Here is a 22,691-nt window from a genome sequence, read left to right as displayed (position 1 = left end):
ATTGCAGTACCGTGGCAAGGGGCCTAATGAGCGCCCCTCAAGCAGGAGCCGCATGCGCGGACCGGATGTGCAACGGAATGCGATGAACCCCGCCACCAGCCAGCGCCACTACGGAATGGATTGGTTGCGCGTGGGCGCCTTCGTGATGCTGATCTTCTACCATGTCGGCTTCTCGTTCACCCCGTGGGGCTACCAGACGCCGACGCGCGGGGTGGTCTGGTGGGCGGAAATTCCGCTGCTGGGGCTCAGCGCCTGGCGGCTGGCGCTGCTCTTCGCGATTTCCGGCTATGCCAGCGCCGCCCTGCTGGTGCGCGAGAGCAATACCGCCTCCTTCCTGAAGAGCCGGTTGCTGCGGCTGGGGATTCCGCTGCTGTTCGGGCTGACCGTGATCGTGCCGCCGCAGCCTTACATGGGCCTGCTCAACAGCGGCTACACGCACGGCTACGGCTATTTCCTGTTCCATGACGCGTTCAGCTTCCGCCGGGTGATCCACGAGAACCTGCCGGCGGTCATGCACTTGTGGTTCGTGATCTACCTGCTCGCCTATACGATCGCGCTGTGCCTGGCGCTGATGATCCTGCCCGGGCGCTGGACCGCCGCGCTGGCGCGGGGCGTGGAGAAAGTGCTGGCCGGGCCCTGGCTGCTGCCGGCGGGCTGCCTCGCCACGTATGCGGTGCGCTTTCCGGGCGATGGCTGGACGGATACCCACAGCCTGCTCACCGACATGTGCGCGCACCTGCATTACGGCGGCATGTTCCTGCTGGGCTTCCTGCTGCGCCGCTGCGAGCCGCTGCGCCGGGCGATCGCACGGCAGTGGAAGCCGGCGCTGGCGGTGGGCCTTGTCGGTTATGCCTTCGTGGCGCTGGAGGCCTGGTACTTCCCCGGAAACGTGCGTACCCCGCGCGCCTGGCTGGAGCCGCTGGACTTCGCCAAGTCCGTCCAGTGCTGGGGCACGGTGATCGCGCTGTTCGGCATCGCAGACCGCTTCTGGAACCGCGATGCCCGCTGGCGCGGCACGCTGGCGGAGGCGGTGTTCCCGGTGTTCATCGCGCACCAGACGGTGATGGTGCTGGTCAGCTACTGGCTGCGTGACAAGGGGCTGACCGCGCTGCCCGAGTTCGTGGTGCTGTGCGTGACCGTGGCGGGGGGATCGTGGCTGTTCTATCTGGTCGGGCGCGAGATCGGGCCGCTGCGTCCGCTGATCGGGCTGAAGCGCGCGAGGCCGGTGAAGCGGGCCGAGGCCGAGGCGCGGCCGTCGACGGCGGCGTAACCCCCTCGTCATCCCGGATTTGATCCGGGACCGTGGGCCGTGAACAGCCCACGTCGCGCCGAGGCGCCTCGGCGGCAAGCCTGCGTCCAAATGAGAGTCCGCGCCTAAAGACTGCCCACGGTCCCGGATCAAGTCCGGGATGACGCGGTATTGCCATCCCCGGCCCCGTGGGAGGAGAGCCCGCGAGGCCGGAGCCGTCGAACCTCAGTCCTTCGCCAGCAGCAGCGCCGCCGCCAGCGGGCCGCCGCCCGATGTCGCCACCGCCACTTTCGGATCGCCGGGAATCTGCCGCTCGCCCGCGTTCCCGCGCAGCTGCGTCACCGCCTCGTGCGCGAAGCCGAAGCCGTGCAGGCGTCCGGCGCCGAGCTGGCCGCCCGCCGTGTTGAGCGGTAGCTGGCCGTCGCGGGCGATGCGGCTGCCGCCTTCGATGAAGCGGCCGCCTTCGCCTTTCTCGCAAAAGCCCAGCCCTTCCAGCCAGGTGATCGGCAGGTACGCGAAGCCGTCGTAGAACTGCACGGTATCGACATCGTCCACCGTGTAGTCGGTGCGCGCCCACAAGTCGCGGCCGGCGTCGTAGGCGGCGGGCCACTCGGCCTGGTCCCACGAATAGCGGTCGACCGAGCCGGACATCGCGGCGATGCGGATCGGTTCGCATTTGATTTCGTCGAGCGCGTCGCCGGCCGAGACGATCACCACCGTGGAGGCGTCGGAGAAGCGGTCGCAGTCGTAGAGGCACAGCGGGGTCGAGATCATCCGCGCCGACATGTAGGTGTCGAGTGTCAGTTCCGCCTTGGTGATCGCCCGCGCGCGCGGGTTGAGCATGGCGTTCTTCGAACCGTTGATGGCGATCTGGCCGAGCTGCTCGCGCGTCAGGCCATACTTGTGGACGTGGCGCGCGGCGTACTGCGCGGTCCAGCAGGCGGCCGACGTCGCCCAGAACGGCGCGGTCCACTGCGAGGCGCCCGAGACGGTGTCCGGGCGCGGCGGCATGTAGGTGGCGGGGTCGGCCATGCCGCCCGCCTCGTAGACGGTGCGGAAGCACAGGACGTGGCGGCAGATGCCCTCCTTCACCGCCCAGGCCGCCATGCCGATGGCGGAAAGCTGCGCCGGTTGCTCCAGCCCGCCCATCTGCCACTTCGACCTGATGCCCAGCGCCTCGATCACCTCGTCGGTGCCGACGGGGGAGAAGGCGAGGTAGCCGTGGCTCTTGCCGGGGAAGGAGAACACGCCGTCGATCTGGTCGAAGGTGAGGCCGGCCTCGGCGATCGCTTCCTTCGCGGCGTCGAGCGTCAGCAGCAGCGGATGGCGCGGCAGGCGCACGCCCACCTCGGACTGGCCGACGCCGGTGATGTAGGCTTCGCGCGCCATCAGATCGCTCGCTCGAACAGGGGATAGAACACGCCGTCCTGCTCCTCGAACACGGCGCGGACCGGATCGCCGAACGCGACCGCCTCGACCGGGCAGTTCACGATGTTGGTGGTGAGGTAGACGCCGGGCACGCCGTCGAGCGCGACGCGGGCGATGACGTAGGGGACGGGCAAGTCCTTCGCCCAGGGCTGGTGGTTGATCGTGAAGGTATCGATCACCCCGGTCCCGGCGACGGGCTGGGCGGCGACGTTTTCGGACTGGCAGTGGCGACACAGGATGCGGGGCGGGTGGGTGTACTCGCCGCAGTCGCCGCAGCGCACGATCCTGAGTTCGCCCTGGGCCCCGCCGGTCCAGAACGCGGTGTTCTCGTGATCCAGCTTGGGCCTCGGTCTTGGTGGGCTCATGTGTCGCTCTCCCCGTTCTGTGTACCTGTTAGGTGCCGTTGAGTGCCGTCAGGTCAAGGCGGGTGCCCGCAGGCATCGCCGCGACGTTTCGCGGGGGCGTTTCAGGCCAGGAAACGGCTGATTTCCGCGGCTATCGTCGCCGCGATTTCGAGGTTGAGCATGTGGCCCGCGCGCGGGTGGTCGATGCGCGTGACGTTGCGTCCCATCGCCGCGATGGCCTCTGCGATCATGCGGAAATCCGCGGTATCGCGCTCCCCCGTCAGCAGCAGCGTGGGGGCTGAAAGCTGGCCCAGCCGCTCGCTGTCGGGAAGGGCGGGGCGCTGGGCGTCCTGCACCCACTGGTCGCCGTGAAACGCCTCGATCGAGGCGCGCATCGCGGCGGCGGCGGGGCTCTCGCGGACAGTATCGAACAGGGGGTGGTTCCACCACAAGTCCCGCGCCTGCGCCATATTTCCGGCCCGCGCGGCGCGGCCGATTGCCTTCCAGCGCTCGATCCAGTCGGCGGTCCAGGTCCAGCCGACCATCAGCGGGCTCACCAGGACCAGCCGCCGCACCCGCTCCGGATGGTCGAGCGCGAAGTTCAGCACAGTCGCCCCGCCCAAGGACATGCCGCAAAGGTCCGCCTCGGCGATCCCGAGAGCATCCAGCAGGGCGAGAAGGTCGTCGGCGTGGGAATAAGCCGCGCCGTCTGTATCAGAGGTGCCGAAGCCCCGCAGATCGTAGGCGATCAGCGGGTTTGCGCCGGGCAGCGCGGCGACCACGGCGTCCCAGTCGCGCCGCGATCCGCCGAAGCCGTGGGCCAGCACCAGCGGCGTTCCGGCGCCCTCGCGCCGCTCGCCGCGCAGGACGGCGCCGTCCACGGCTATGCGGAATTCTTCGGTCATGCCGGGAGCTTAGGCTGCCCCCGGCGGCGTGAAAACCCCGTCAGGCCGAACCCATGTAGCGGCCGCCGTTGGTGCTGATGGTCTGCCCGGTCATGTAGCTGGCTTCCTCGGAGGCAAGGAACGCCGCCGCCGCCGCGATGTCCGCCACTTGCCCCAGCCGCCCGACCGGCAGCGAGGCGCCGTAGGCCTCCGCGTCGATCGGCGCACCGCGCAGCATCGGGGTGTCGATCGAGCCGGGCGGGATCATGTTGGCGGTGATGCCGGTCTTGCCCAGTTCCAGCGCCAGCGCCTTGGTCAGGCCCAGCAGCCCACCCTTGGAGGCGACGTAGTGGCTCTGCATGAACGAGCCGGACTGGGTCGAGGACGAGGTGATGTTGATGATGCGGCCCCAGCTTGCGGCCAGCATGTCGGGCACGATCTCCTTGGTGACCAGCCAGGGGCCCTTGAGATTGATGCGGATGACCTTGTCGAACTCGTCGTCCTCGATGTCCATGAACGCGGTGAACGGCGCGATTCCGGCGTTGTTGACGAGGATGGTGATGGCGCCGAACCTGGCGCGGGTCTCGTTGGCGGCGGCCTTGATGGCGGCCTTGTCGGAGCAGTCGACGGTGATGGCGAGGGCCTTGCCTCCCGCCGCCTCGATCTGCTTCACGGTTTCCGCCGCGCCTTCGGGGTTGAGATCCCATACGGCGATCGCCGCCTTGTCCTCGGCCAGCCGCAGCGCGATGCCCCGGCCGATCCCCGAACCCGCGCCGGTGACGACGGCGACCTTGCCGTCAAGCGAACGTGTCATGTGCAATACTCTCCCGGATCTGATGCTGAACGGATGAACAGCATTTATGCTGGGAGAGTCAAACCGCGCGGGCGATGAGGCTGCGGCCGTGCATGACCCTTCGACAAGCTCAGGGTGAGCTTCTCGAAGCCCCGCCGTCAGGCTCAGCCTTACATCTTCTCCGCGAAGCTGCCGTAGCGGCCGCGGTGGAACAGCATCGGTTCCTCCTCGCGCACGGTTTCCATGCGCAGCACCTGGCCCAGCACGAACCAGTGGTCGCCCGCTTCGGTCACCGAGTAGAGCTTGCACTCGATCGCGGCGATGGAATCGGCGATGACGGGCAGGTCATGCTCGGAGATCGCATATTCGACGCCGACGAACTTGGCCTCGCCCTTGGCGGTGACGGCCTTGCAGACGGGGCCCTGGTCGCTCGCCATGACGTTGACGCAGAAGTGGCCTGCCTTCTCGATCAGCGGCCACGAGGTCGAGGCCTTGTCGGGGAAGAAACCGACCAGCGGCGGGTCCAGCGAGACCGAGGTGAAGCTGCCGACGACCATGCCGGCGGGCTTGCCCTCGTCCAGCGCGGTGATGACGCAGACACCGGTGGGATAGCTGCCGAGCACCTTGCGGAATTCTGCCGGATCAATCGTCTCACTCACGCGCCTGTCACCTTTTCCATTGCCCCGGCGGCGACCCCCGCCCACCCGGCTATCTTGGTTGTGTCGAAATCGGGCGGGCATCTCCGGTCTGGAGCGCCTCCGCGATATTGCGGCCCTCTACTGCCCGGAACCCCTGTGCCGGGCAAGGGGCGACGGCTATTCTCGGGCAAATCCTCCGGCCATCGATCATTGCGTGGTCTGCGCATCAAGATGATGTTTTTGCAACCTTACGATTTAATCGCTCGGTTAATTAAACTTGCGCAGGCCTCGCCAAAGGTGCAGGTGAGCAAGGTGTGTCGGATCGCCTAACTCGGGGAACGAGGGGTGATCCGGATGCCAGCGTAAACGCGGGGTCTGCCGGGCACCTGCGCGCAGAAATCTAAGGGAAGATGCACATGGCCACTGCCGAACTGATCGCCGAAACCCCCGTCGCCGCCGAAGTCGCCGAATTGGTCGCCCGTTCGCGCGCGGCCCAGCAGCAGATCGAGAACGCCACGCAGGAGCAGGTCGATACCTGGATCCGCGGCATGGTCTATGCCGTGTGCAAGCCCGGCATGGACGAGGAAATCGCCCGCGAGACTGTCGAGGAAACGCAACTCGGCAACTACGAGGGCAAGTTCAAGAAGATCTCGGTCAAGACCCGCGCCACCCTCTACGACATCATCGATGACAAGTCGGTCGGCATCATCGACGAGATCCCCGAGCGCAACATCGTCAAGCTGGCCAAGCCCGTCGGCGTGATCGGTGCGCTCTCGCCCTCGACCAACCCCGAGGCGACCCCGGTCATCAAGGCGATCAGCGCGGTCAAGGGCCGCAACTCGATCATCATCTGCCCGCACCCGCGCGCGAAGTTCATCAACGCCAAGATCTGCAACCTGATGCGCGACGCGCTGGTCAAGATGGGCGCCCCCGCCGACCTGGTGATCCCGATCGAGCAGCCCTCGGTCGAGAAGACCAACGAAGTCATGAAGCAGTGCGACCGCATCCTCGCCACCGGCGGCACGCCGATGGTGAAGGCGGCCTATTCGTCGGGCACCCCGGCGCTGGGCGTGGGCGTGGGCAACGCGGTCATCACCGTCGACGACACCGCCGACCTCGATGACGCCGCCGCCAAGATCCTGCTATCGAAGACGCTGGACTATGCCGCTTCGTGTTCGTCCGACAACGCGGTGATCCTGCTCGACGCGATCTACGACACCATGCTCGAAAAGCTGAAGGCCAAGGGTGGCTTCATCATCGAAGGTGAGAACAAGACCAGGCTGCAGAACGCGATCTGGGAAGACGGCGAGCACATCAACGCCAAGGTCGTCGCCCAGTCCGCGCAGTTCATCGCTGACTATGCCGGTTTCGCGATCCCCGAAGGTACTGCCTTCTTCATCGTGCCCGAAACCGGCTACGGCCCGGACTACAAGTTCTCGGGCGAGAAGATGACCGTCACCATGGCGCTCTACCGCGCGAAGGACATCGACGAGGCGATCCGCCTGACCAACGCCATCCAGGGCTACCAGGGCCAGGGCCATTCCTGCGGCATTTACTCGCAGAGCGATGCCAACATCATGAAGCTGGCCGAGGGCACCAAGACCAGCCGCGTGATGGTGAACCAGCCGCAGTCGGCCTCGAACTCGGGCAACGTGTGGAACGGCATGCGCCAGACCTTCTCGCTGGGCTGCGGTTCGTGGGGCGGCAACGGCACCAACAACAACGTGACGTGGCGCGATCTCATCAACGAGACCTGGGTGTCGAAGCCGCTGGCGCAGCATAAGGTGATCCCGTCGGACGAGCAGCTCTTCGGCAAGGACATCATCGCACTGGTGGGCTGATCTTCGTGCGGCAACCGGATAGGGTGGTGGAGCGTTCCACACGTTTTATCCGGTGCCGCGCTTGGAGATGACCGATGACCCGCACGCTTCCCTTTCTCGCCTTGACCGCCGCGCTGGCGCTGGGTGCCTGCTCGAAGCAGCCTGACGCCACCGCCACCACGGCGGCGCCGACCGAGACGGAGGAAGTGTTCCAGGAATCGCCCGCCCCGGTCGAGGCGAGCGAAGCGGGGCTCGATGCCGGCGGCCTCGGTGCAGATAGGGGGGCGAGCGCATCGGAAATCCCCGAGACGATCCGCGGCCGCTGGGGCCTCGTCCCGGCCGACTGCACCAGTACGAAGGGCGATGCGAAGGGCCTGCTCGAAGTCTCGGCCGACCAGCTCAGGTTCTACGAGTCGGTGGCGAAGCTGGGAGAGACCAAGGAAGCCGGCGAAAGCCGCATCCGGGGCACCTTCGACTACACCGGCGAAGGCCAAAGCTGGACCAACGATGTCGTCCTCGACGTGCAGGACGATGGCAAGACGATGATCCGGCGGGACTACGGCAAGGACGCGATGCCGGGACCGCTTACATACACCCGCTGCGGATGACAGCGCCCATGACGAAACAGGGATAGAGATGACCGAACAGTTTGGCCTCACCGAAGACCAGCTCGCGATCCAGGAAACGGCGCAGCGGTTCACCGCCGACCGGATCACCCCCTTCGCGGCGGAGTGGGACGAGAAGCATCACTATCCCGTCGACGTCTGGAAGGCCGCGGGCGAACTGGGCTTCGGCGCGATCTACGTGTCCGAGGAAAGCGGCGGCATCGGTCTTGGCCGTCTCGACGCGGCGCTCATCATGGAGGCCATGTCCTACGGCTGCCCGGCGACCAGCGCCTATATCTCGATCCACAACATGGGCGCGTGGATGATCGACAAATTCGGCGACCAGCAACTCAAGGACCGCTATTTGCCCGACCTCGTGTCGATGGAGAAGATCGCGTCCTACTGCCTGACCGAACCCGGCTCGGGTTCGGACGCGGCGGCGCTCAAGACGACCGCGCGGCTGGACGGCGATTACTATGTTCTCAATGGCACCAAGCAGTTCATCTCGGGCGGCGGCGTCAACGACGTCTACCTGGTCATGGCCCGCACCGGCGAGCACAAGGCGCGCGGCATCTCGTGCTTCGTGGTCGACAAGGACACCCCCGGCGTCAGCTTCGGCGCGCCGGAGAAGAAGCTGGGCTGGAACAGCTCGCCCACCGCGCAGGTCGTGTTCGAGGACGCGCGCATCCCGGCGGAGAACCGCGTCGGCGCCGAGGGTGACGGCTTCAAGTTCGCGATGGCGGGCCTGGACGGCGGCCGCCTCAACATCGGCGCCTGCTCGCTCGGCGGGGCGCAGCGCTGCCTCGACGAGGCGGTGCAGTACGCCAAGGACCGCAAGCAGTTCGACCAGCCGATCGCCGAGTTCCAGAACACCCAGTTCCGCCTCGCCGACATGGCCGCCGAACTGGAGGCCGCCCGCGCGCTGCTCTACCTCGCCGCCGCCAAGGTGACGGCGGGCGCGCCCGACAAGACGCGCTTCTCCGCCATGGCCAAGCTGATCGCGACCGACACCGGCTCCTCGGTGGTGGACCGCGCGCTGCAGATCTTCGGCGGCTACGGCTACCTCAAGGACTATCCGATCGAGCGCTTCTGGCGCGACTTGCGCGTTCATCGCATCCTCGAAGGCACCAACGAGGTCATGCGCATGATCGTCGGCCGCGAACTCGTTAAGTAAGGGGCCTTCATGACTGACGAAGTGCTGTTCCGGCGCGAAGGCGTCGCAGGCGTCATCTCGCTCAACCGCCCCAAGGCGATCCACGCGCTGACCCTCGCCATGTGCGAGGCGATGAGCGCGCAGCTGACCGCTTGGGCGAGCGACGACGCAGTGGAAGTCATCCTGATCGACCACGCCGAAGGGCGCGGCTTCTGTTCGGGCGGCGACATCAACCTGCTGCGCCATTCCGCCCTCAACGATGGCGGGGTAGAGGGGCGCAGGTTCTTCTTCGAGGAATACCGCCTCAACCACCAGTTGTTCACATACGACAAGCCGATCGTCGCCTTCATGGATGGCATCACCATGGGCGGCGGCGTCGGCATCTCGCAGCCCGCCAAGTACCGCGTGGCGACCGAGAACACCCGCTACGCCATGCCCGAGACCGGCATCGGCCTGTTCCCCGACGTCGGCGGCGGCTGGTATCTCTCGCGTCTCGACGGGCGCGTGGGCCAGTTCCTGGCGCTCACCGGCGCGCGCTTCGACGGCGCGGAATGCCTTTGGGCGGGCCTTTCGACGCATTACCTTCCCTCCGAAGCGCTGGCCGAGGCCAAGAGCCGGATCGCTGCGGGCGACGAGATCGGCGGCGTCCTCGCCGCGCTCTCGGTCAAGGCGCCCGAACCCAAGGTCGCCGCCAACGCCGGTGCGATCCGCAAGCACTTCGCCTGCGACAAGCTGGAGCAGGTGCTGGCCTCGCTCGAAAGCGACGGCGGCGAATGGGCGGCGAAGGAACTCGCGAGCCTGCGCACCAAGAGCCCGCAGGCCTGCAAGGTCTCGCTGCGCCAGCTCGAAGCCTCGCTGGGGCTGGACACGTTTGCGCAGAACATGGCGATGGAATACCGCCTCGGCGCCCGCGTGCTGGTCCTACCGGACTTTGCGGAGGGCGTGCGCGCGGTCATCGTCGACAAGGACCAGAATCCGCAATGGAACCCGGCTACGCCCGAAGGCGTGACCGAAGAGATGCTGGACGCGATCTTCGCGCCGCTTTCCCCCGAAGAGGAATGGAAGCCCCTATGAGCACGTACGAAACGATCCTGGTCGAGCAGAAGGGCGGCGTCACGCTCATCACGCTCAACCGTCCGCAGGCACTCAACGCGCTGAATTCGAAGGTTCTGGCCGATCTGATCGCGGCCTTCGCCGCCTTCGAGGCCGACAAGTCGCAGGGCTGCGCGGTCATCACCGGTTCGGGCGAGAAGGCCTTCGCGGCGGGCGCCGACATCAAGGAGATGTCGGACAAGCCCAGCGCCGAGTTCTATTCGGAGGACTTCTTCGCCGGCTGGACCAGCCAGGTCGTCAAGACCACCCGCAAGCCCTGGATCGCGGCCGTCAACGGCTTCGCGCTGGGTGGCGGATGCGAACTGGCGATGATGGCGGACTTCATCATCGCCTCGGAAAACGCGAAGTTCGGCCAGCCCGAGATCAAGCTCGGCGTCGCGCCGGGCATGGGCGGCTCGCAGCGCCTGACCCGCGCCGTCGGCAAGTCGAAGGCGATGGACATGTGCCTGACCGGCCGCTTGATGGATGCCGCCGAGGCCGAGCGCTCGGGCCTCGTCAGCCAGGTCGTGCCGCTCGCCGACCTGCTGGAGACGGCGCTGAAGTCGGCCGCGACGATCGCCGCGATGCCGCCGCTCGCCGCGACCATGAACAAGGAGATGGTCAACCTCGCATTCGAGACCACGCTCGACACCGGCCTCGTGCTGGAGCGCCGCATGTTCCAGGTGCTGACCGCCACCGAGGACAAGGCCGAGGGCATGGCCGCCTTCGTCGAGAAGCGCCCCGGGGTGTGGAAGGGCAAGTAATCGGCGTCATCCCGGCGCATGCCGGGACCGTGGGCGGTCTTTAGGCTAGTCCTATCGGCAAGCCGCCCCTGACGCGAGTTCGCTTCTAAAGACAGCCCGTCATCCCGGCATGCGCCGGGATGACGGGAGAGGAGTAAATCCATGAAGATCGCATTCATCGGCCTGGGCAACATGGGCGGCGGCATGGCCGCGAACCTCGTCAAGGCCGGCCACGAAGTCCACGCCTTCGATCTCTCGCCCGACGCACTGGCCAAGGCGGCCGAGAACGGCTGCGCCACCTACACCGCCGTCCCCGACGCGGTGAAGGATGCCGAAGCCGTCGTCACCATGTTGCCCAACGGTGGCATCGTGAAGGCGGTCTACACCGCCGACGTGATCGGCAAGGCCCCGGCGGGCGCGCTGTTCCTCGATTGCTCGACCATCGATCTTGCCACCGCGCGCGAAGTGGCTGAACTGGCGACTTCGGCAGGTTACGAGATGGTCGATGCGCCGGTTTCGGGCGGCATCGCGGCGGCCAACGGCGGCACGCTGACCTTCATGGTCGGCGGTCCGGCGGCGACGTTCGAGAAGGCGAAAGTCGTGCTCGAACCGATGGCCAAGGCCGTCATTCTCGCGGGCGAGAGCGGCGCGGGGCAGGTTGCCAAGATGTGCAACAACATGCTGCTGGCGGTCCACATGATCGGCACCTGCGAGGCACTGGCGCTGGCCGAGAAGGCGGGCCTCGATCCGCAGAAGTTCTACGAGATCAGCTCGAAGTCCACCGGCTACTGCTGGTCGCTCAACGACTATACCCCGGCACCGGGCGTTGGCGCGGCGAGCCCGGCGGACAACGGCTACGCGGGCGGTTTCGCCTCGGCGCTGATGCTCAAGGATCTGCGTCTCGCCATGGGCGGCGCCGAGACGGCGGGCGCCACGGTGCCGATGGGCGAGCACGCGACGAAGATCTACGAAGCTTTCGTCGAGGCTGGCAACGGCGGCAAGGACTTCGGTGCGATCTTCACGACGCTGTAAGCAAAATTCCTCCCCGAGCTTGCTCGGGGAGGGGGACCGCCCGCGCAGCGGGTGGTGGAGGGGGCGAGTTCCGGAAATGCCCCCTCCGTCAGCCCTTCGGGCTGCCACCTCCCCGAGACAAGCTCGGGGAGGAATTACTCGATCGCCTCTGCAGTTCGAACTTCGGCAGCTTCATGCCTTTCGTCCGGCTGGTCAGGTGATACTTGCGGCACAGCCCGCACTTGTACGGCCGCAGCGGGAAGGGCGCTCGCGAGGCGACTTCCAGCGCGTCGGCTTCGCTGGCGTAGCGCGCCTTGCGCTGGCAGACGCCGGGGCTGGTGCGCATGTCAGGCCAGGATGGACGGGCCGAGCAAGGTCAGCATCTTCACGTCGATCGCGTATCCCTCGCCGCGCCACGTTTCGAGCGCCTGTGCAAGCCCCGAAAGCGGGACGCGGTGCACCACGATGTCCTCGCTCTCCACGCCGCCGCCTTCACCGACCTTCACCAGATCGTGCGCGCGGAACAGGGTGAAGCTCTCGCTGACCATGCCGGGCGAAGAGTAGAACTCGCCGAGGTTCTCGATGCGGCCTGCGTGGTAGCCGGTTTCCTCCTCCAGTTCGCGTGCGGCGGCGGTGGCGGCGTGCTCATCGGCCTTATCGTCATCGTCGCCGACGAGCCCTGCGGGCAGTTCGATGCAGCGCTTGCTGAGCGGCACGCGGTACTGGTCGACGAGGATGACGTGGTCTTCCGGGTCGATCGCCAGGATCACCGCCGCGCGGATGCCGCGCGCGCGGCCGACGTATTCCCAGCGCCCCTTCTTCTTCGCGGTGATGAAGCGGCCTTCCCACATCGTCTCGACGGGATGGTCGGCATCATAGTGGTCAGGTGCGCTCATAGTTCGATGGTTCCGTCGGGCAGTTCGTTGACGTCGTCCGGCAGGCGGGGGACGTGCAGGGAGAGGATCGCGCCGACTTTGCCGACGCCGGCGATCATGGCGTCGGCGGTGCGGCCCTCGCGCAGTTCGCCCAGCATCGCGGCGATGGCGTCGGCCCAGGTGCCGGGCTCGACCTTGCTGGCGATGGCCTCGTCGGCGAGGATCTCGACGCGGTGCTCGCGCATCGAGATGTAGATGAGGATGCCGGTGCGGCCGGTGGTGCGCCGCTCCGCGCTCATGCGGAAGGCGCGCGTGGCCTGGCCGTGGACGCGGGCGGTGCGGATGGGCGCGGGGATCAGGAAGAACTTGAGCGGCTGCCACAGCTGCAGCAGCGTCATCCCCGCGAACTTGATCGTCGCCACGCCCAGCGCCAGCGAGAGGATCATTCCGGGCGACCACTCATGGCCCCAGTCGGCGATCAGTGCGTCGTAGAGGCCCATGTAGAAATCAGGCGCGATCGCCAGCGCGGAGAGGGCCAGGAACGCCACGAAGGCCGACCATGCCAGCGCGACGTCGGTGTAACCGTCCGAGCGGTCGGTCAGCATCGTGACGATCTCGCCCGAGCTGAGCAGTTCGGCCTCGGCCACCGCGGCGCGGATGCGCTCGTGGTCGTCGGGCGTGAGGTATTTGGGTCTTGCCATGGCCTACCAGTCCCCGCTCGCGCCGCCGCCGCCGAAATCGCCGCCGCCTCCGGAGAAGCCGCCGCCGTCTCCGCCGCCCCAGCCACCGCCGCCACCCCAGCTGCTACCGCCGGAATTGGTGGGGAACCAGATGATCGGCGTGTCGATGCCGCCGTAGCGGCTGCGCCGTCCGCCGCGGCTGGCCGCGCGCATGATCGGCAGGACGAAGAAGAAGATCACGAAAAGGATGAAGATGACCATGCCGATCGAGACGTCGTCGCCGTCGTCCGCGCGCGCCTTGTCGGCCTGGGCGGCGATCTTCTGCGCCTCTTCGGGGGGCAGGGTCAGTTGCCTGATGATCGCGTCGCTGCCGGCCTCTATCCCGCCGGGGTAATCGTTGGCCTTGAAGCGGGGGAGAATCTGCTGGTTGATGATGAGGAAGCTCATCCCGTCGGTCAGCGTGCCTTCGAGGCCGTAGCCGACCTCGATGCGCACCTTGCGCTCGTTCGGTGCGACGATGAGGATAGCGCCGTTGTTGTCGCCCTTATGCCCGATCCCCCAGGCGCGGCCCAACTGGTAGCCGTAATCGGAAATCTCATACCCATCGAGCGAGGGGATCGTCGCGACCACCAACTGCCGCTTCGACTGCTTCTCCAGCGCCTCCAGCTTTTGCGTCAGCTGCGCTTCCTCGGCGTCGGGGATGATGTTCGCGGCATCGACGACGCGCCCCGTCAGCTTGGGGAACTGCAACTGCGCCGCCTGCGCCCATGCGCTGCCAGCCCCCGAAACGAGGGTCAGCAGGCACAGGAGCGCGGCCAGCGATACGGCCCGGACGCGGGCCATCAGGTCAGAGCTTTCCTTCGAGGCTCGGGGCGGCTTCGGCGCCGGGCGTCACGGCCTTGTAGGGCACCAGAACTTCGGCCCCGCGCAGGCGCGCGCCGATCATCGAGGGGAAGGTGCGGACTTCGGTGTTGTAGTCCTGAACCGCGCCGTTGTAGTCACGGATCGCCACGCGGATGCGGTTTTCCTGACCTTCCAGCTGGCTCTGCAGCATCTGGTAGTTGGTGCTGGACTTGATGTCCGGATAAGCCTCGACGCTGGCGAGGAGGCGGCCGATCCCGGCGCCGAGGTCCGCCTGCGCCTGCTGGAACTGCTCCATCTTCTTGGGATCGTTCAGGTCATCGGCGGTCACCTGCACCGACGTCGCTTTGGCACGCGCCTCGGTCACCCCGACGAGGATCGACTTTTCCTGCTCGGCCGCACCCTTTGCGACGGCGGCGAGGTTGGGGACGAGGTTCGAGCGCTCCTGGAAGGCGGCCTCGACGTCGGCCCACTTGGCCTTGGCGGCCTCCTGCTTGGTCGGCACCGAATTGAAGCCGCAGGCGCTGAGCGACAGGGCCGCGCCGAGAACCAGGCCGGTCTTGATGCGGCCGAAATTGCTGCGGGCATTGACGAGCGACATCGGGGTCTTTCCTCCACTGCACGCCGGACGAACCGGCAGCTTCCACGCGATAGATAGCGCTGCCGGATGGCGGATCAAGGACGCAAGGCCCCTCTGTACGGAAACCGTCACGGTTAACAAACGTTTGAGGGGCTTACCCGAGTATGCCAAACAGCACTCAGGCATAATTCCATAGCCGGCAGAAGGGGAACCAGGCGCATGGCAATCGTAGACGAATTCAAGAAGTTCATCGCGCGCGGCAACGTGCTCGATCTCGCGGTCGGTGTGATGATCGGTGCCGCCTTCGGCAAGATCGTGTCCTCGCTGAACGAGAACCTCATCATGCCGGTGATCGGCTGGCTGTTCGGCAGCATCGATTTCTCGAAGTATTTCCTCCAGCTCGGCGATGTCCCGGCGGACTACAAGGGTAGCCTGACCGACTATGCCGCGCTCAAGGCGGCAGGCGTGCCGATGATCGGCTACGGCGAGTTCATCACCCAGGTCGTCAACTTCCTCATCATCGCCTTCGTGCTGTTCATGCTGGTGCGCTCGGTCAACAAGATGATCGATTCGGTGAAGAAGCAGGAAGCCGAAGCTGCCGCGGCCGCTCCGGCGCCGGAAGCTCCGGTCGATCCGCAGCTGGTCGCGCTCAAGGAAATCCTGGAGGAACTGCGCAAGCCCAAGGCCTGATCGCGCCGATTGTGGAGTGCCCTTGCCGGCATTCCACAAGCATGCCGAGGCTTTCACTTCACATTCAGACGCGAGCCCCTATATGGGGCCTTGCCGGTTTCGACCGGCTATGAGGATAAATTGCGCCGTGCAATAGACGCAGCGGACCCGGGGGCGGTACCCGGCGGCTCCACCATCACCCGTTTCCTGACGGGAACAACCCTGTTGTCGCAGGGGTGATGACGGGGCCGAACTAGGATCGACGTGTGTTGAAAAGCGGTGTTTTCTTCCGGGCTGAGTAACCCGTTCAAGGCTCAAAACTCATAAGTGCCAACGACAACGAAGCACTTGCTCTCGCGGCGTAATTCTAGGGGCTAACGCCCTGAAGTTACAAAGTTAGAACACGGTTGGACCCACCGGGTAACAGAAGCGGATTCCGGGGGCTGGGGGCGAGCCTATCAACAGAATCGCCCTACTTTCCTTCCTATCAGGCGGCCTGGCGCTCGGCTTCCGGTTCGGGCTGGACCATTGCTGCCTTCGCCAGCATCTCGGCCTTCTCGTACTTGATGCAGTCGAGGATCTTGCCGCCCGCCATGAACACCGCGCCGGTGCAGGCGAGAAACAGCAGCTTGCCGCCGAAGCCGGGGAATCGGGTCAGGTACACGCTGCCGCGCTCGATCGCGCCCAGGGCCAGCGCATAGATCACCATATACGCCTCCCAGTTGCTCTTGATTACGAACAGGCGACCGAATTTCCGGAGCATTTTCATCCCTTTGTTCTGGCCACCTGCTGAGCAACGATCGTGCCAACCCTGCGTTCCCGCCGAGTCTGGTGCTTAACGGAACCTTGAATGTAAGGGTTTCCGACGCTTAATAAAATCCGGGATTGCCCCGGATCGCGCCGGATATCGTAACCCTCTGGCACAGGTGGATAGTTTCACCCCGGTTGCCAAGGCCGCGCGCATGGGCCATAGGGCTCACATCCTTCCCCAGGGCATTTTGGTATTCGATACGGGCGTGGCACCATGCGTGCGCGTTCCCAACCAATGCGCCAGTGCGCCAACACTGCGCCAACACAGGGTGAAGACGGCAATGACTGACAGGGTTGATCGTTCGGGGCTGCAGGTCGATGCAGGGCTGGCGAAGTTCGTGGAGGCGCAGGTCCTGCCCCCCATCGGACAGGACGCCGCCGCATTCTGGCAGGGCTTCGCCGCACTCGTGGCCGAGTTTGCCCCGCGCAACCGCGCGCTCCTCGATACCCGCGATTCGCTTCAGGCGCAGATCGATGCCTGGCACCTCGCGCGGGCGGGCAAGCCTATCGATCAGGGCGAGTACCAGGCGTTCCTGCGCGAGATCGGCTATCTCGTGCCTGAGCCGGAGGCCTTCACCATCGGCACCACGGGCGTCGACCCGGAGATCGCGACGATGGCCGGGCCGCAGCTCGTCGTTCCCGTGCTCAACGCGCGGTTCCTGCTCAATGCCGCCAACGCGCGCTGGGGCAGCCTCTATGACGCATGGTATGGTACGGATGCGCTCGACGCGGTGCCGGCAAAGGGGCCCGGCTACGATACCGTGCGCGGCGCCGCGGTGATCGCGGCGGGGCGGGCTTTCCTCGACCAGGCGGTGCCGCTCAAGGCGGGATCGTGGGCCGATCTGGAAGACCCCGAAGTCCTCGAACTCGCCAACGAGCGCCAGTTCGTCGGCGAGACCGAAGGCGGCCTGCTGTTCAGCAACAACGGGCTGACCATCGAGGTCGTCTTCGATGCCGAAAGCCAGGTCGGATCGACCGACAAGGCGGGCGTTTCCGACATCGTCCTGGAAGCCGCGCTGACCGCGATCGTCGATCTGGAGGATTCCATCGCGGCTGTCGATGCGGAGGACAAGATCGCCGCCTACGCCAACTGGCTGGGCGTGATCCGTGGCGACCTCACCGAGACGTTCGAGAAGGGCGGGCGCACGCTGACCCGCGAGCTGGCGGCGGACAAGGTCGTCACCTTGCCGAGCGGAGAGCAGGCGGCGATGCCGGGGCGCTCGCTGCTGTTCGTGCGCAACGTCGGCCACCTGATGACCAACCCGGCGATCCTGCTGGCCGACGGTTCGGAAATTCCCGAGGGCGTGATGGACGCGGTCATCACCAGCGCGATCTCGGCGCAGGACGTCAAGGGGCTGACGAAGTACGGCAACAGCCGCGAAGGCAGCATCTATATCGTCAAGCCGAAGATGCACGGGCCGGAGGAATGCGGCTTCACCGACGCCTTGTTCGACGCCGTGGAGGATTTGCTCGCGCTGCCGCGCAACACCATCAAGGTCGGCGTCATGGACGAGGAACGCCGCACTTCGGCGAACCTTGCCGCGTGCATCCACGCGGTGAAGGACCGCATCGTCTTCATCAACACCGGCTTCCTCGACCGTACCGGCGACGAGATCCACACCTCGATGCGGGCAGGTCCGATGATCCGCAAGGCGCAGATCAAGGGCTCGGGATGGATCGCCGCCTACGAGAAGCGCAATGTCGCGATCGGCCTGCGCCACGGCCTCTCCGGCATCGCGCAGATCGGCAAGGGGATGTGGGCCGCGCCCGACATGATGCGCGACATGATGGAGCAGAAGATCGGCCACCCGAAGACCGGCGCCAACACCGCCTGGGTGCCGTCGCCCACCGCCGCGACGCTGCATGCGATGCACTACCACCAAGTCAACGTCTTCGGCCTGCGCGAGGACATCGCCGCCGAGGAGGTGCCCGGCCTCGACCTGCTGCTGGCGGTGCCGCTGGCGGACGGCGTCAACTGGTCCGAGGAGGAAGTGCGCGAGGAACTGGACAACAACGCGCAAGGGCTGCTCGGCTACGTCGTGCGCTGGATCGACCAGGGCGTCGGCTGTTCCAAGGTGCCCGACATCAACGACGTCGGCCTGATGGAGGACCGCGCGACGCTGCGCATCTCCAGCCAGCACATGGCCAACTGGCTGCTGCACGGCGTCTGCTCGGAAGAACAGGTGATGGATTCGCTGCGGCGCATGGCCGCCAAGGTCGATGCGCAGAACGCGGGCGATCCGCTCTACGAGCCGATGGCGGGCAACTGGGAGACCAGCATGGCCTTCCAGGCCGGCTGCGACCTCGTGTTCAAGGGCGCGGCGCAGCCCAACGGCTACACCGAGCCGCTGCTCCACGCCTGGCGCCTGAAGAAGAAGGCGGCGTGATCGGGAGCCTGAGCCCACGCCTGAGTTGAACCCGATTTAACTCCATCTTAGGCATTCATACGGTATCATGCCCGCCAGCTCTTTGCAGGGGACGGCGGGCATGTTCATTCACCGGCAGCGAATGGAAACGCGTGTGATGCTTGCGGTGCAGGCGGACATACGCATCGGTGGCCGCACCGTCGCGGCGACGATCGCCAATGCTTCGTCGCGCGGGGTGCTGGCCATGGTGGAGGAGGCGCCGCCGCCGCCGCGCGGAACCGCCGTCGAGCTGAGGATCGGCGATCACGTTCTCAAGGGGCAAGTGCGCTGGCGGGCACTGGATCGCTGCGGCATCGCGCTCAAGGAGCCGATCGACGTCGCCGAACTGATCGAGGGACGGGCGGCCCCTGTGCTCTACGTGCCCGAGCGTCTGGCCCGTCGCAGCGCCATGGAACTCCTGCGCGGCCTGCTGGGCTAGCGCGCGTCGAAGTCCGCGCGGGCGTGTTCGACCCGATCGAGATTGGCCTCCGCCCATAGCCACACCCCGCAGAACGCCTCACCCAGGCTCGCGCCCAGGGGGGTGAGGGCATAGTCCACGCGCGGCGGCACGACGGCATGGACTTCACGCGTCAGCATGCCGTCGCGCTCCATGCGCCGCAGCGTCTGGGTGAGCATCTTCTGGCTGATGTCCGGCACCGCCCTGGCGATCTGGGTGAAGCGCAAGGTGCCGCCTTCCTCCAGCACTTCGAGCAGGATCATCGTCCACTTGTCGGCGACGCGGCCGATGAGTTCGGTGACCAGCGCTTCCACGCGCGGGTCGATCGCGTCGCAGGGTTTCGGGTGGGCGACGCTGTCCGGAGCGGGGCGGGCGGCCATGATGTCACTCTCTTTCGGGTAAGTATAAATCTTTTGGGTGCCTTCTTTCCGATCGAGTGTGGGGCGCTACATCGGTCGCGTCAACCAAGGAGTATCGCCATGAAGATGACCGGAAACACCATCCTGATGACCGGCGGCGGCTCGGGCATCGGCGCCGCGCTGGCGCAGCGCTTTCACGATCTGGGCAATACCGTGATCGTCGCGGGGCGACGGCTGGACGTGTTGGAAGCCGCCTGCGCGGGCCGCGAGAACATGCACGCCGTGGCGTTAGACGTCGAGAGCGCCGCTGGCGTGGCCGCTTTCGCGCGCGAGGTGCTGGCGCGTTTCCCCGCGCTCAACGTGCTGTTCAACAACGCCGGCATCATGCGCTACGAACGGCTGGACCGCGCGCGCGACCTTGCCGATGCGGAGGCTACCATCACCACCAACGTGCTCGGCCCGATCCGGCTGGTCGACGCCTTCGTCGAGCACCTCCTCGGCCGGGGCGACGGCGCGATCGTCAACGTCACCTCCGGGCTCGCCTTCGTGCCGCTGATCGGGGCACCGACCTACTGCGCCACCAAGGCGGCGATCCACAGCTACACCCAGTCCCTGCGCGAGAGCCTGCGCGGGCGTGTCGAGGTGATCGAACTGGCGCCGCCGGCGGTCCAGACCGACCTCACGCCCGGGCAGAGCACGCGCGAAGGCTATCAGCCGCTGACCGAATTCGCCGCCGAGGTGATCGCCCTGTTCGGGCAGCAACCGACGCCGGAGGAAATCCTGGTCACGCGCGTGCTTCCCCTGCGCAACGCCGAGGCGGAGGGCACCCATGCCCAGGTCATGGGGCATCTCACCGGGCTTTCGGAAAAGATGTTCGCGCAGCTCGACCTGTAACGCGAAGCGCGGCGGGAAGCCTTGCCTACCAGGCGTGCTTCTCGCCGTTCCACTTGTAGAATTCGCCGGTTTCCTCGATCGCCCAGCCGTCCGTCAGGCGGATGATGGCGGCGGCGCTTTCCTGCGGGGTGATGTCGGCGCCGGGGCCGCTCATGTCGGTCGAGACGTAGCCGGGGTGGATGATGCCGACGACGATGCCGCGATCCCTCAGGTCGAACGCCACCGAGCGCATCATGCGGCCAAGCCCGGCCTTGACCGCCGCGTAAGGCCAGTATCCGCCGTAAGGCCAGGTCGAGGCGCCCAGCTGGCTGGAGAAATTGATGACTTTCGAGCCGGCACTCAGACGTGGCAGAAAGGCACTCAACACGCGCAGAGGGCCCTTGAGCATGATCTCGACCGACTGGTCGAAGTCGTCCCAGTCGATCCCGTCGAGCTGCGGCTCGGCCTTGCCGGTCACTCCGGCCACGTTGTAGAGAACGTCGATCGCATCGGTCCCGGTCCCTGCCGCGCCCGAGGCGACCGAGGCGTTGTCCCCCACGTCCATCGCGTGGACCGAGATCAGCCCTCCGGAAGCATCCGCCAGCGCGTTCAGCGCCTCGGCGCCGGCGGGGTCGCGGGCGAGGGCGAAGACCCGGTCGCCGCGTTCGGCATGTTGCCGGGCCAGTTCGAACGCGATGCCGCGCGCTGCTCCGGTGATTGCCACGGTTGCCATCGGGGATCCTTTCCTTTGCTACCCGGCTTTCGGGATTCGTTATGCGCCCCATGTCTGGAAGAGAGAGCCGCCGAGCGACAGCTGTGACTTTTGAGAGAAGCGCGCCTGCGGTCGGATCGGGGCCATCCGTTCAGGGCCGTGACGAAGTCTGCTCGCTCAACTGCTGCATCGTGCGCGCGGCGAAGCGGCGCAGGCGGTCGATGCGTTCCTGGCTGGCGAAGATCGGCTGGTGCAGCAGCATCCCGGCATGGAGCGCGCTGGTGAAGTCGTGCGCCAGCTTGAGGTTGTCCCAGTCCTCGCGCCACTGCGGGAACGCCTCGATCATTTCGCTGGTCCACACCGCGTCGTAGCGGCGCGCCGCCGGCTCGAAGATCGTCGCGAGGTCGGCGTCGGTGCGCGCGGCGACCGCCAGCTCCAGCCAGGCCGCATAGTCGCGCGTCTGCACCGAGCGCCAGTGCGCGTCGCAGGCCAGTTCGATCATCGGCTCGTCGGTCCGTCGCGAGGCGACGTCGAAGTAGTCGGCGAGGAAGGTGCGCATGCGGTGGTAGACGACATGGTCGACCACCGCGCAGACCAGTTCCATGCGGGTCTGGAAGTGGTGGTGCATCGCCCCGCGCGACACGTCGCAGGCGCTGGCGACCGCCGCCGTGGTGAGGCCGGGATAGCCGTCGCGGACAAGGCAGTCGATCGCGGCGCCGACCAGCCGGTCGCGCATCAGCGCGCTCTTGCGCTGCTGCCACTTGCCGGGGGCTCCGCTCTCGGGCCCCGCCGTTTCGGAAAGGCCGTGCCGGGGCAGCCGCGCGTGCAACTCGGGCATCAGCGCGCTGAGCATGCGATCCTGCAGGGCCTGGGCCTTCATTCTCTTCCCCGTTTCCAGTGCTCTCGTGCGGCAAGCGGCGATGCGGCGAAACCTGACCTAAATCGCAGGTGAGCGGATGCCCTGTGACGTAGCATAAAAAACCGGCAGGTGAGTCGGTTTATCGCCGAAGCACCGTGGCGATGGCCTTCAGGCGCGCGAACACAGACGCGCAGGGGGCTGGAACGGGAGAGTGAAAGGCATGCCGAGCACAGATGCGCCATCCAGCCGCAGGTTCGCCGCATGGATGCCGTGACCGCAAGCCGCTTCGACCTCGAGGCCGAAGTGCGCGACCTTGCCGCACGCCGCGACATCGCGGACGCGGCGGCGCGTTATATGCGCGGCCTCGACCGGCTCGATCCCGAGTTGCAGCGCAGCGCCTTCCATGACGATGCCGTGATCGACTGCGGGTTGATGCAGGGCGACGCCGACGAATTCGTCGCCTTCTCGCAGGGTTTCCTCGCCGACATGAACGCGACGCATCACCTGCTGGGCCAGTCGCGCATCGCGGTGGAGGGCGAGCGGGCTTCGGGCGAGTGGTATTTCCAGGCCTGGCATTCGGCGCCTTCGCCCGATGGCGGCATGCGCGACTTGTTCATTTCGGGCCGCTACCTCGACGAATACGCCTGCCGCCAGGGCGAATGGCGCATCGTTCGCCGCGTGCTGGTGACCGACTGGGTCAAGGACGATCCCGGCACGCTCGACTTCTTCGCCGCCAACCCCGGAGCCCCGCGCGGCGGCCGTCGGGGTGCGGACCCCAGCCAGACATAATC

The 22,691-nt window shown here is 66.6% G+C and carries 26 protein-coding genes and 1 other RNA gene; 13 read left to right on the top strand and 14 right to left on the bottom strand.

Annotated features, from left to right (window positions below; genetic code table 11):
• Nucleotides 1–52 precede the first annotated feature (52 nt).
• On the top strand, nt 53–1,270 hold the full coding sequence (locus tag V2S85_RS16425) for an acyltransferase (protein WP_330703922.1): 1,218 nt from the start codon (nt 53–55) through the stop codon (nt 1,268–1,270).
• A 204-nt stretch (nt 1,271–1,474) separates the two neighbouring features.
• On the opposite strand, the gene V2S85_RS16420 is transcribed toward V2S85_RS16425, so the two are convergent.
• The 5 genes from V2S85_RS16420 to V2S85_RS16400 form a co-directional block, all read right to left on the bottom strand.
• On the bottom strand, nt 1,475–2,638 hold the full coding sequence (locus V2S85_RS16420; RefSeq protein ID WP_330703921.1) for a thiolase family protein: 1,164 nt from the start codon (nt 2,636–2,638) through the stop codon (nt 1,475–1,477).
• Nucleotides 2,638–3,042: a Zn-ribbon domain-containing OB-fold protein gene (locus V2S85_RS16415; RefSeq protein WP_330703920.1), complete on the bottom strand. Its 405-nt coding sequence runs from the start codon at nt 3,040–3,042 to the stop codon at nt 2,638–2,640. Before V2S85_RS16415 ends, V2S85_RS16420 begins: the two co-directional genes overlap by 1 nt.
• A gap of 101 nt (nt 3,043–3,143) precedes the next feature.
• Nucleotides 3,144–3,926 carry an alpha/beta fold hydrolase gene (locus V2S85_RS16410; protein ID WP_330703919.1) on the bottom strand — a complete coding sequence of 261 codons (783 nt, stop codon included), beginning with the start codon at nt 3,924–3,926 and terminating at the stop codon, nt 3,144–3,146.
• A 40-nt stretch (nt 3,927–3,966) separates the two neighbouring features.
• On the bottom strand, nt 3,967–4,719 hold the full coding sequence (locus V2S85_RS16405; RefSeq protein WP_330703918.1) for an SDR family NAD(P)-dependent oxidoreductase: 753 nt from the start codon (nt 4,717–4,719) through the stop codon (nt 3,967–3,969).
• A 149-nt stretch (nt 4,720–4,868) separates the two neighbouring features.
• A complete protein-coding gene (locus V2S85_RS16400) occupies nt 4,869–5,357 on the bottom strand; it encodes a flavin reductase family protein (protein WP_330703917.1) in 489 nt (162 codons plus the stop codon).
• A gap of 395 nt (nt 5,358–5,752) precedes the next feature.
• Here V2S85_RS16400 and V2S85_RS16395 point away from each other — a divergent pair, with 395 nt between their 5' ends.
• From V2S85_RS16395 to mmsB, 6 genes are all read left to right on the top strand, one after another.
• Nucleotides 5,753–7,177 (top strand): aldehyde dehydrogenase family protein, encoded by a 1,425-nt coding sequence (locus V2S85_RS16395; protein WP_330703916.1) that lies wholly within the window; start codon nt 5,753–5,755, stop codon nt 7,175–7,177.
• A 74-nt stretch (nt 7,178–7,251) separates the two neighbouring features.
• On the top strand, nt 7,252–7,764 hold the full coding sequence (locus V2S85_RS16390) for a hypothetical protein (RefSeq protein WP_330703915.1): 513 nt from the start codon (nt 7,252–7,254) through the stop codon (nt 7,762–7,764).
• A 28-nt stretch (nt 7,765–7,792) separates the two neighbouring features.
• Nucleotides 7,793–8,935, top strand: a complete 1,143-nt coding sequence (locus V2S85_RS16385; protein WP_330703914.1) for an acyl-CoA dehydrogenase family protein — start codon at nt 7,793–7,795, stop codon at nt 8,933–8,935.
• Nucleotides 8,936–8,944: 9 nt separating this feature from the next.
• Nucleotides 8,945–9,988 carry an enoyl-CoA hydratase/isomerase family protein gene (locus V2S85_RS16380; RefSeq protein ID WP_330703913.1) on the top strand — a complete coding sequence of 348 codons (1,044 nt, stop codon included), beginning with the start codon at nt 8,945–8,947 and terminating at the stop codon, nt 9,986–9,988.
• On the top strand, nt 9,985–10,770 hold the full coding sequence (locus V2S85_RS16375; protein ID WP_330703912.1) for an enoyl-CoA hydratase-related protein: 786 nt from the start codon (nt 9,985–9,987) through the stop codon (nt 10,768–10,770). Before V2S85_RS16380 ends, V2S85_RS16375 begins: the two co-directional genes overlap by 4 nt.
• 141 nt (nt 10,771–10,911) lie before the next feature.
• Entirely contained in the window at nt 10,912–11,781 is an 870-nt protein-coding gene (mmsB, locus tag V2S85_RS16370) for a 3-hydroxyisobutyrate dehydrogenase (RefSeq protein WP_330703911.1), read from the top strand.
• 88 nt (nt 11,782–11,869) lie between these two features.
• On the opposite strand, the gene V2S85_RS16365 is transcribed toward mmsB, so the two are convergent.
• From V2S85_RS16365 to V2S85_RS16345, 5 genes are read right to left on the bottom strand one after another with little or no spacing between them, the layout of a single operon-like run.
• On the bottom strand, nt 11,870–12,106 hold the full coding sequence (locus V2S85_RS16365) for a hypothetical protein (protein WP_330703910.1): 237 nt from the start codon (nt 12,104–12,106) through the stop codon (nt 11,870–11,872).
• Nucleotide 12,107: 1 nt separating this feature from the next.
• Nucleotides 12,108–12,656, bottom strand: a complete 549-nt coding sequence (locus tag V2S85_RS16360) for an NUDIX hydrolase (RefSeq protein ID WP_330703909.1) — start codon at nt 12,654–12,656, stop codon at nt 12,108–12,110.
• The gene (locus tag V2S85_RS16355; RefSeq protein ID WP_330703908.1) at nt 12,653–13,336 is read right to left on the bottom strand and encodes a TPM domain-containing protein; all 684 of its coding nucleotides are present in this window, start codon (nt 13,334–13,336) and stop codon (nt 12,653–12,655) included. The genes V2S85_RS16360 and V2S85_RS16355 overlap by 4 nt, the downstream gene beginning before the upstream one ends.
• A gap of 3 nt (nt 13,337–13,339) precedes the next feature.
• Nucleotides 13,340–14,158 (bottom strand): TPM domain-containing protein, encoded by an 819-nt coding sequence (locus V2S85_RS16350; protein WP_330703907.1) that lies wholly within the window; start codon nt 14,156–14,158, stop codon nt 13,340–13,342.
• 4 nt (nt 14,159–14,162) lie between these two features.
• Nucleotides 14,163–14,777: a LemA family protein gene (locus V2S85_RS16345; RefSeq protein ID WP_330703906.1), complete on the bottom strand. Its 615-nt coding sequence runs from the start codon at nt 14,775–14,777 to the stop codon at nt 14,163–14,165.
• 198 nt (nt 14,778–14,975) lie between these two features.
• On the opposite strand from V2S85_RS16345, the gene mscL reads away from it, so the two are divergent.
• Together mscL and ssrA are read left to right on the top strand one after the other, a co-directional pair.
• Complete coding sequence (mscL, locus tag V2S85_RS16340; protein WP_330703905.1) at nt 14,976–15,446, top strand: large conductance mechanosensitive channel protein MscL; 471 nt, start codon at nt 14,976–14,978, stop codon at nt 15,444–15,446.
• Between the two features lie 53 nt (nt 15,447–15,499).
• Nucleotides 15,500–15,902, top strand: a transfer-messenger RNA (tmRNA) gene (ssrA, locus tag V2S85_RS16335).
• 10 nt (nt 15,903–15,912) lie between these two features.
• Here ssrA and V2S85_RS16330 read toward each other — a convergent pair.
• A complete protein-coding gene (locus V2S85_RS16330) occupies nt 15,913–16,188 on the bottom strand; it encodes a hypothetical protein (RefSeq protein ID WP_330703904.1) in 276 nt (91 codons plus the stop codon).
• Nucleotides 16,189–16,516: 328 nt separating this feature from the next.
• Here V2S85_RS16330 and V2S85_RS16325 point away from each other — a divergent pair, with 328 nt between their 5' ends.
• Both V2S85_RS16325 and V2S85_RS16320 read left to right on the top strand, forming a co-directional pair.
• Nucleotides 16,517–18,622 (top strand): malate synthase G, encoded by a 2,106-nt coding sequence (locus tag V2S85_RS16325; RefSeq protein ID WP_330703903.1) that lies wholly within the window; start codon nt 16,517–16,519, stop codon nt 18,620–18,622.
• 67 nt (nt 18,623–18,689) lie between these two features.
• On the top strand, nt 18,690–19,079 hold the full coding sequence (locus tag V2S85_RS16320) for a PilZ domain-containing protein (RefSeq protein ID WP_330703902.1): 390 nt from the start codon (nt 18,690–18,692) through the stop codon (nt 19,077–19,079).
• Here V2S85_RS16320 and V2S85_RS16315 read toward each other — a convergent pair.
• A complete protein-coding gene (locus tag V2S85_RS16315; protein ID WP_330703901.1) occupies nt 19,076–19,477 on the bottom strand; it encodes a helix-turn-helix domain-containing protein in 402 nt (133 codons plus the stop codon). The two genes, V2S85_RS16320 and V2S85_RS16315, sit on opposite strands and share 4 nt — an antisense overlap.
• Before the next feature lie 99 nt (nt 19,478–19,576).
• Here V2S85_RS16315 and V2S85_RS16310 point away from each other — a divergent pair, with 99 nt between their 5' ends.
• Nucleotides 19,577–20,350, top strand: a complete 774-nt coding sequence (locus V2S85_RS16310) for an SDR family oxidoreductase (RefSeq protein ID WP_330703900.1) — start codon at nt 19,577–19,579, stop codon at nt 20,348–20,350.
• Nucleotides 20,351–20,375: 25 nt separating this feature from the next.
• Here V2S85_RS16310 and V2S85_RS16305 read toward each other — a convergent pair whose 3' ends face one another.
• On the bottom strand, nt 20,376–21,062 hold the full coding sequence (locus V2S85_RS16305; protein WP_330703899.1) for an SDR family NAD(P)-dependent oxidoreductase: 687 nt from the start codon (nt 21,060–21,062) through the stop codon (nt 20,376–20,378).
• 130 nt (nt 21,063–21,192) lie between these two features.
• On the bottom strand, nt 21,193–21,921 hold the full coding sequence (locus V2S85_RS16300; protein WP_330703898.1) for a TetR/AcrR family transcriptional regulator: 729 nt from the start codon (nt 21,919–21,921) through the stop codon (nt 21,193–21,195).
• Between the two features lie 240 nt (nt 21,922–22,161).
• Here V2S85_RS16300 and V2S85_RS16295 point away from each other — a divergent pair, with 240 nt between their 5' ends.
• Nucleotides 22,162–22,689: a nuclear transport factor 2 family protein gene (locus tag V2S85_RS16295; RefSeq protein WP_330703897.1), complete on the top strand. Its 528-nt coding sequence runs from the start codon at nt 22,162–22,164 to the stop codon at nt 22,687–22,689.
• The last annotated feature ends 2 nt before the right edge of the window (nt 22,690–22,691 follow it).

The organism is Novosphingobium resinovorum (assembly GCF_036352595.1).
In the GTDB taxonomy this organism is placed as follows: domain Bacteria; phylum Pseudomonadota; class Alphaproteobacteria; order Sphingomonadales; family Sphingomonadaceae; genus Novosphingobium; species Novosphingobium resinovorum_B.
Note: the sequence above shows the minus strand (reverse complement) of the source record. Positions and strands in the feature narration are given on the sequence as shown.

Coding starts and splice junctions, on each gene's coding strand:
- V2S85_RS16425 (WP_330703922.1), top strand. CDS start 53: ATGCGCGGACCGGATGTGCAACGGAATGCGATGAACCCCGCCACCAGC.
- V2S85_RS16420 (WP_330703921.1), bottom strand. CDS start 2,638: ATGGCGCGCGAAGCCTACATCACCGGCGTCGGCCAGTCCGAGGTGGGC.
- V2S85_RS16415 (WP_330703920.1), bottom strand. CDS start 3,042: ATGAGCCCACCAAGACCGAGGCCCAAGCTGGATCACGAGAACACCGCG.
- V2S85_RS16410 (WP_330703919.1), bottom strand. CDS start 3,926: ATGACCGAAGAATTCCGCATAGCCGTGGACGGCGCCGTCCTGCGCGGC.
- V2S85_RS16405 (WP_330703918.1), bottom strand. CDS start 4,719: ATGACACGTTCGCTTGACGGCAAGGTCGCCGTCGTCACCGGCGCGGGT.
- V2S85_RS16395 (WP_330703916.1), top strand. CDS start 5,753: ATGGCCACTGCCGAACTGATCGCCGAAACCCCCGTCGCCGCCGAAGTC.
- V2S85_RS16390 (WP_330703915.1), top strand. CDS start 7,252: ATGACCCGCACGCTTCCCTTTCTCGCCTTGACCGCCGCGCTGGCGCTG.
- V2S85_RS16385 (WP_330703914.1), top strand. CDS start 7,793: ATGACCGAACAGTTTGGCCTCACCGAAGACCAGCTCGCGATCCAGGAA.
- V2S85_RS16380 (WP_330703913.1), top strand. CDS start 8,945: ATGACTGACGAAGTGCTGTTCCGGCGCGAAGGCGTCGCAGGCGTCATC.
- V2S85_RS16375 (WP_330703912.1), top strand. CDS start 9,985: ATGAGCACGTACGAAACGATCCTGGTCGAGCAGAAGGGCGGCGTCACG.
- mmsB (WP_330703911.1), top strand. CDS start 10,912: ATGAAGATCGCATTCATCGGCCTGGGCAACATGGGCGGCGGCATGGCC.
- V2S85_RS16365 (WP_330703910.1), bottom strand. CDS start 12,106: ATGCGCACCAGCCCCGGCGTCTGCCAGCGCAAGGCGCGCTACGCCAGC.
- V2S85_RS16360 (WP_330703909.1), bottom strand. CDS start 12,656: ATGAGCGCACCTGACCACTATGATGCCGACCATCCCGTCGAGACGATG.
- V2S85_RS16355 (WP_330703908.1), bottom strand. CDS start 13,336: ATGGCAAGACCCAAATACCTCACGCCCGACGACCACGAGCGCATCCGC.
- V2S85_RS16350 (WP_330703907.1), bottom strand. CDS start 14,158: ATGGCCCGCGTCCGGGCCGTATCGCTGGCCGCGCTCCTGTGCCTGCTG.
- V2S85_RS16345 (WP_330703906.1), bottom strand. CDS start 14,777: ATGTCGCTCGTCAATGCCCGCAGCAATTTCGGCCGCATCAAGACCGGC.
- mscL (WP_330703905.1), top strand. CDS start 14,976: ATGGCAATCGTAGACGAATTCAAGAAGTTCATCGCGCGCGGCAACGTG.
- V2S85_RS16330 (WP_330703904.1), bottom strand. CDS start 16,188: ATGCTCCGGAAATTCGGTCGCCTGTTCGTAATCAAGAGCAACTGGGAG.
- V2S85_RS16325 (WP_330703903.1), top strand. CDS start 16,517: ATGACTGACAGGGTTGATCGTTCGGGGCTGCAGGTCGATGCAGGGCTG.
- V2S85_RS16320 (WP_330703902.1), top strand. CDS start 18,690: ATGCCCGCCAGCTCTTTGCAGGGGACGGCGGGCATGTTCATTCACCGG.
- V2S85_RS16315 (WP_330703901.1), bottom strand. CDS start 19,477: ATGGCCGCCCGCCCCGCTCCGGACAGCGTCGCCCACCCGAAACCCTGC.
- V2S85_RS16310 (WP_330703900.1), top strand. CDS start 19,577: ATGAAGATGACCGGAAACACCATCCTGATGACCGGCGGCGGCTCGGGC.
- V2S85_RS16305 (WP_330703899.1), bottom strand. CDS start 21,062: ATGGCAACCGTGGCAATCACCGGAGCAGCGCGCGGCATCGCGTTCGAA.
- V2S85_RS16300 (WP_330703898.1), bottom strand. CDS start 21,921: ATGAAGGCCCAGGCCCTGCAGGATCGCATGCTCAGCGCGCTGATGCCC.
- V2S85_RS16295 (WP_330703897.1), top strand. CDS start 22,162: ATGGATGCCGTGACCGCAAGCCGCTTCGACCTCGAGGCCGAAGTGCGC.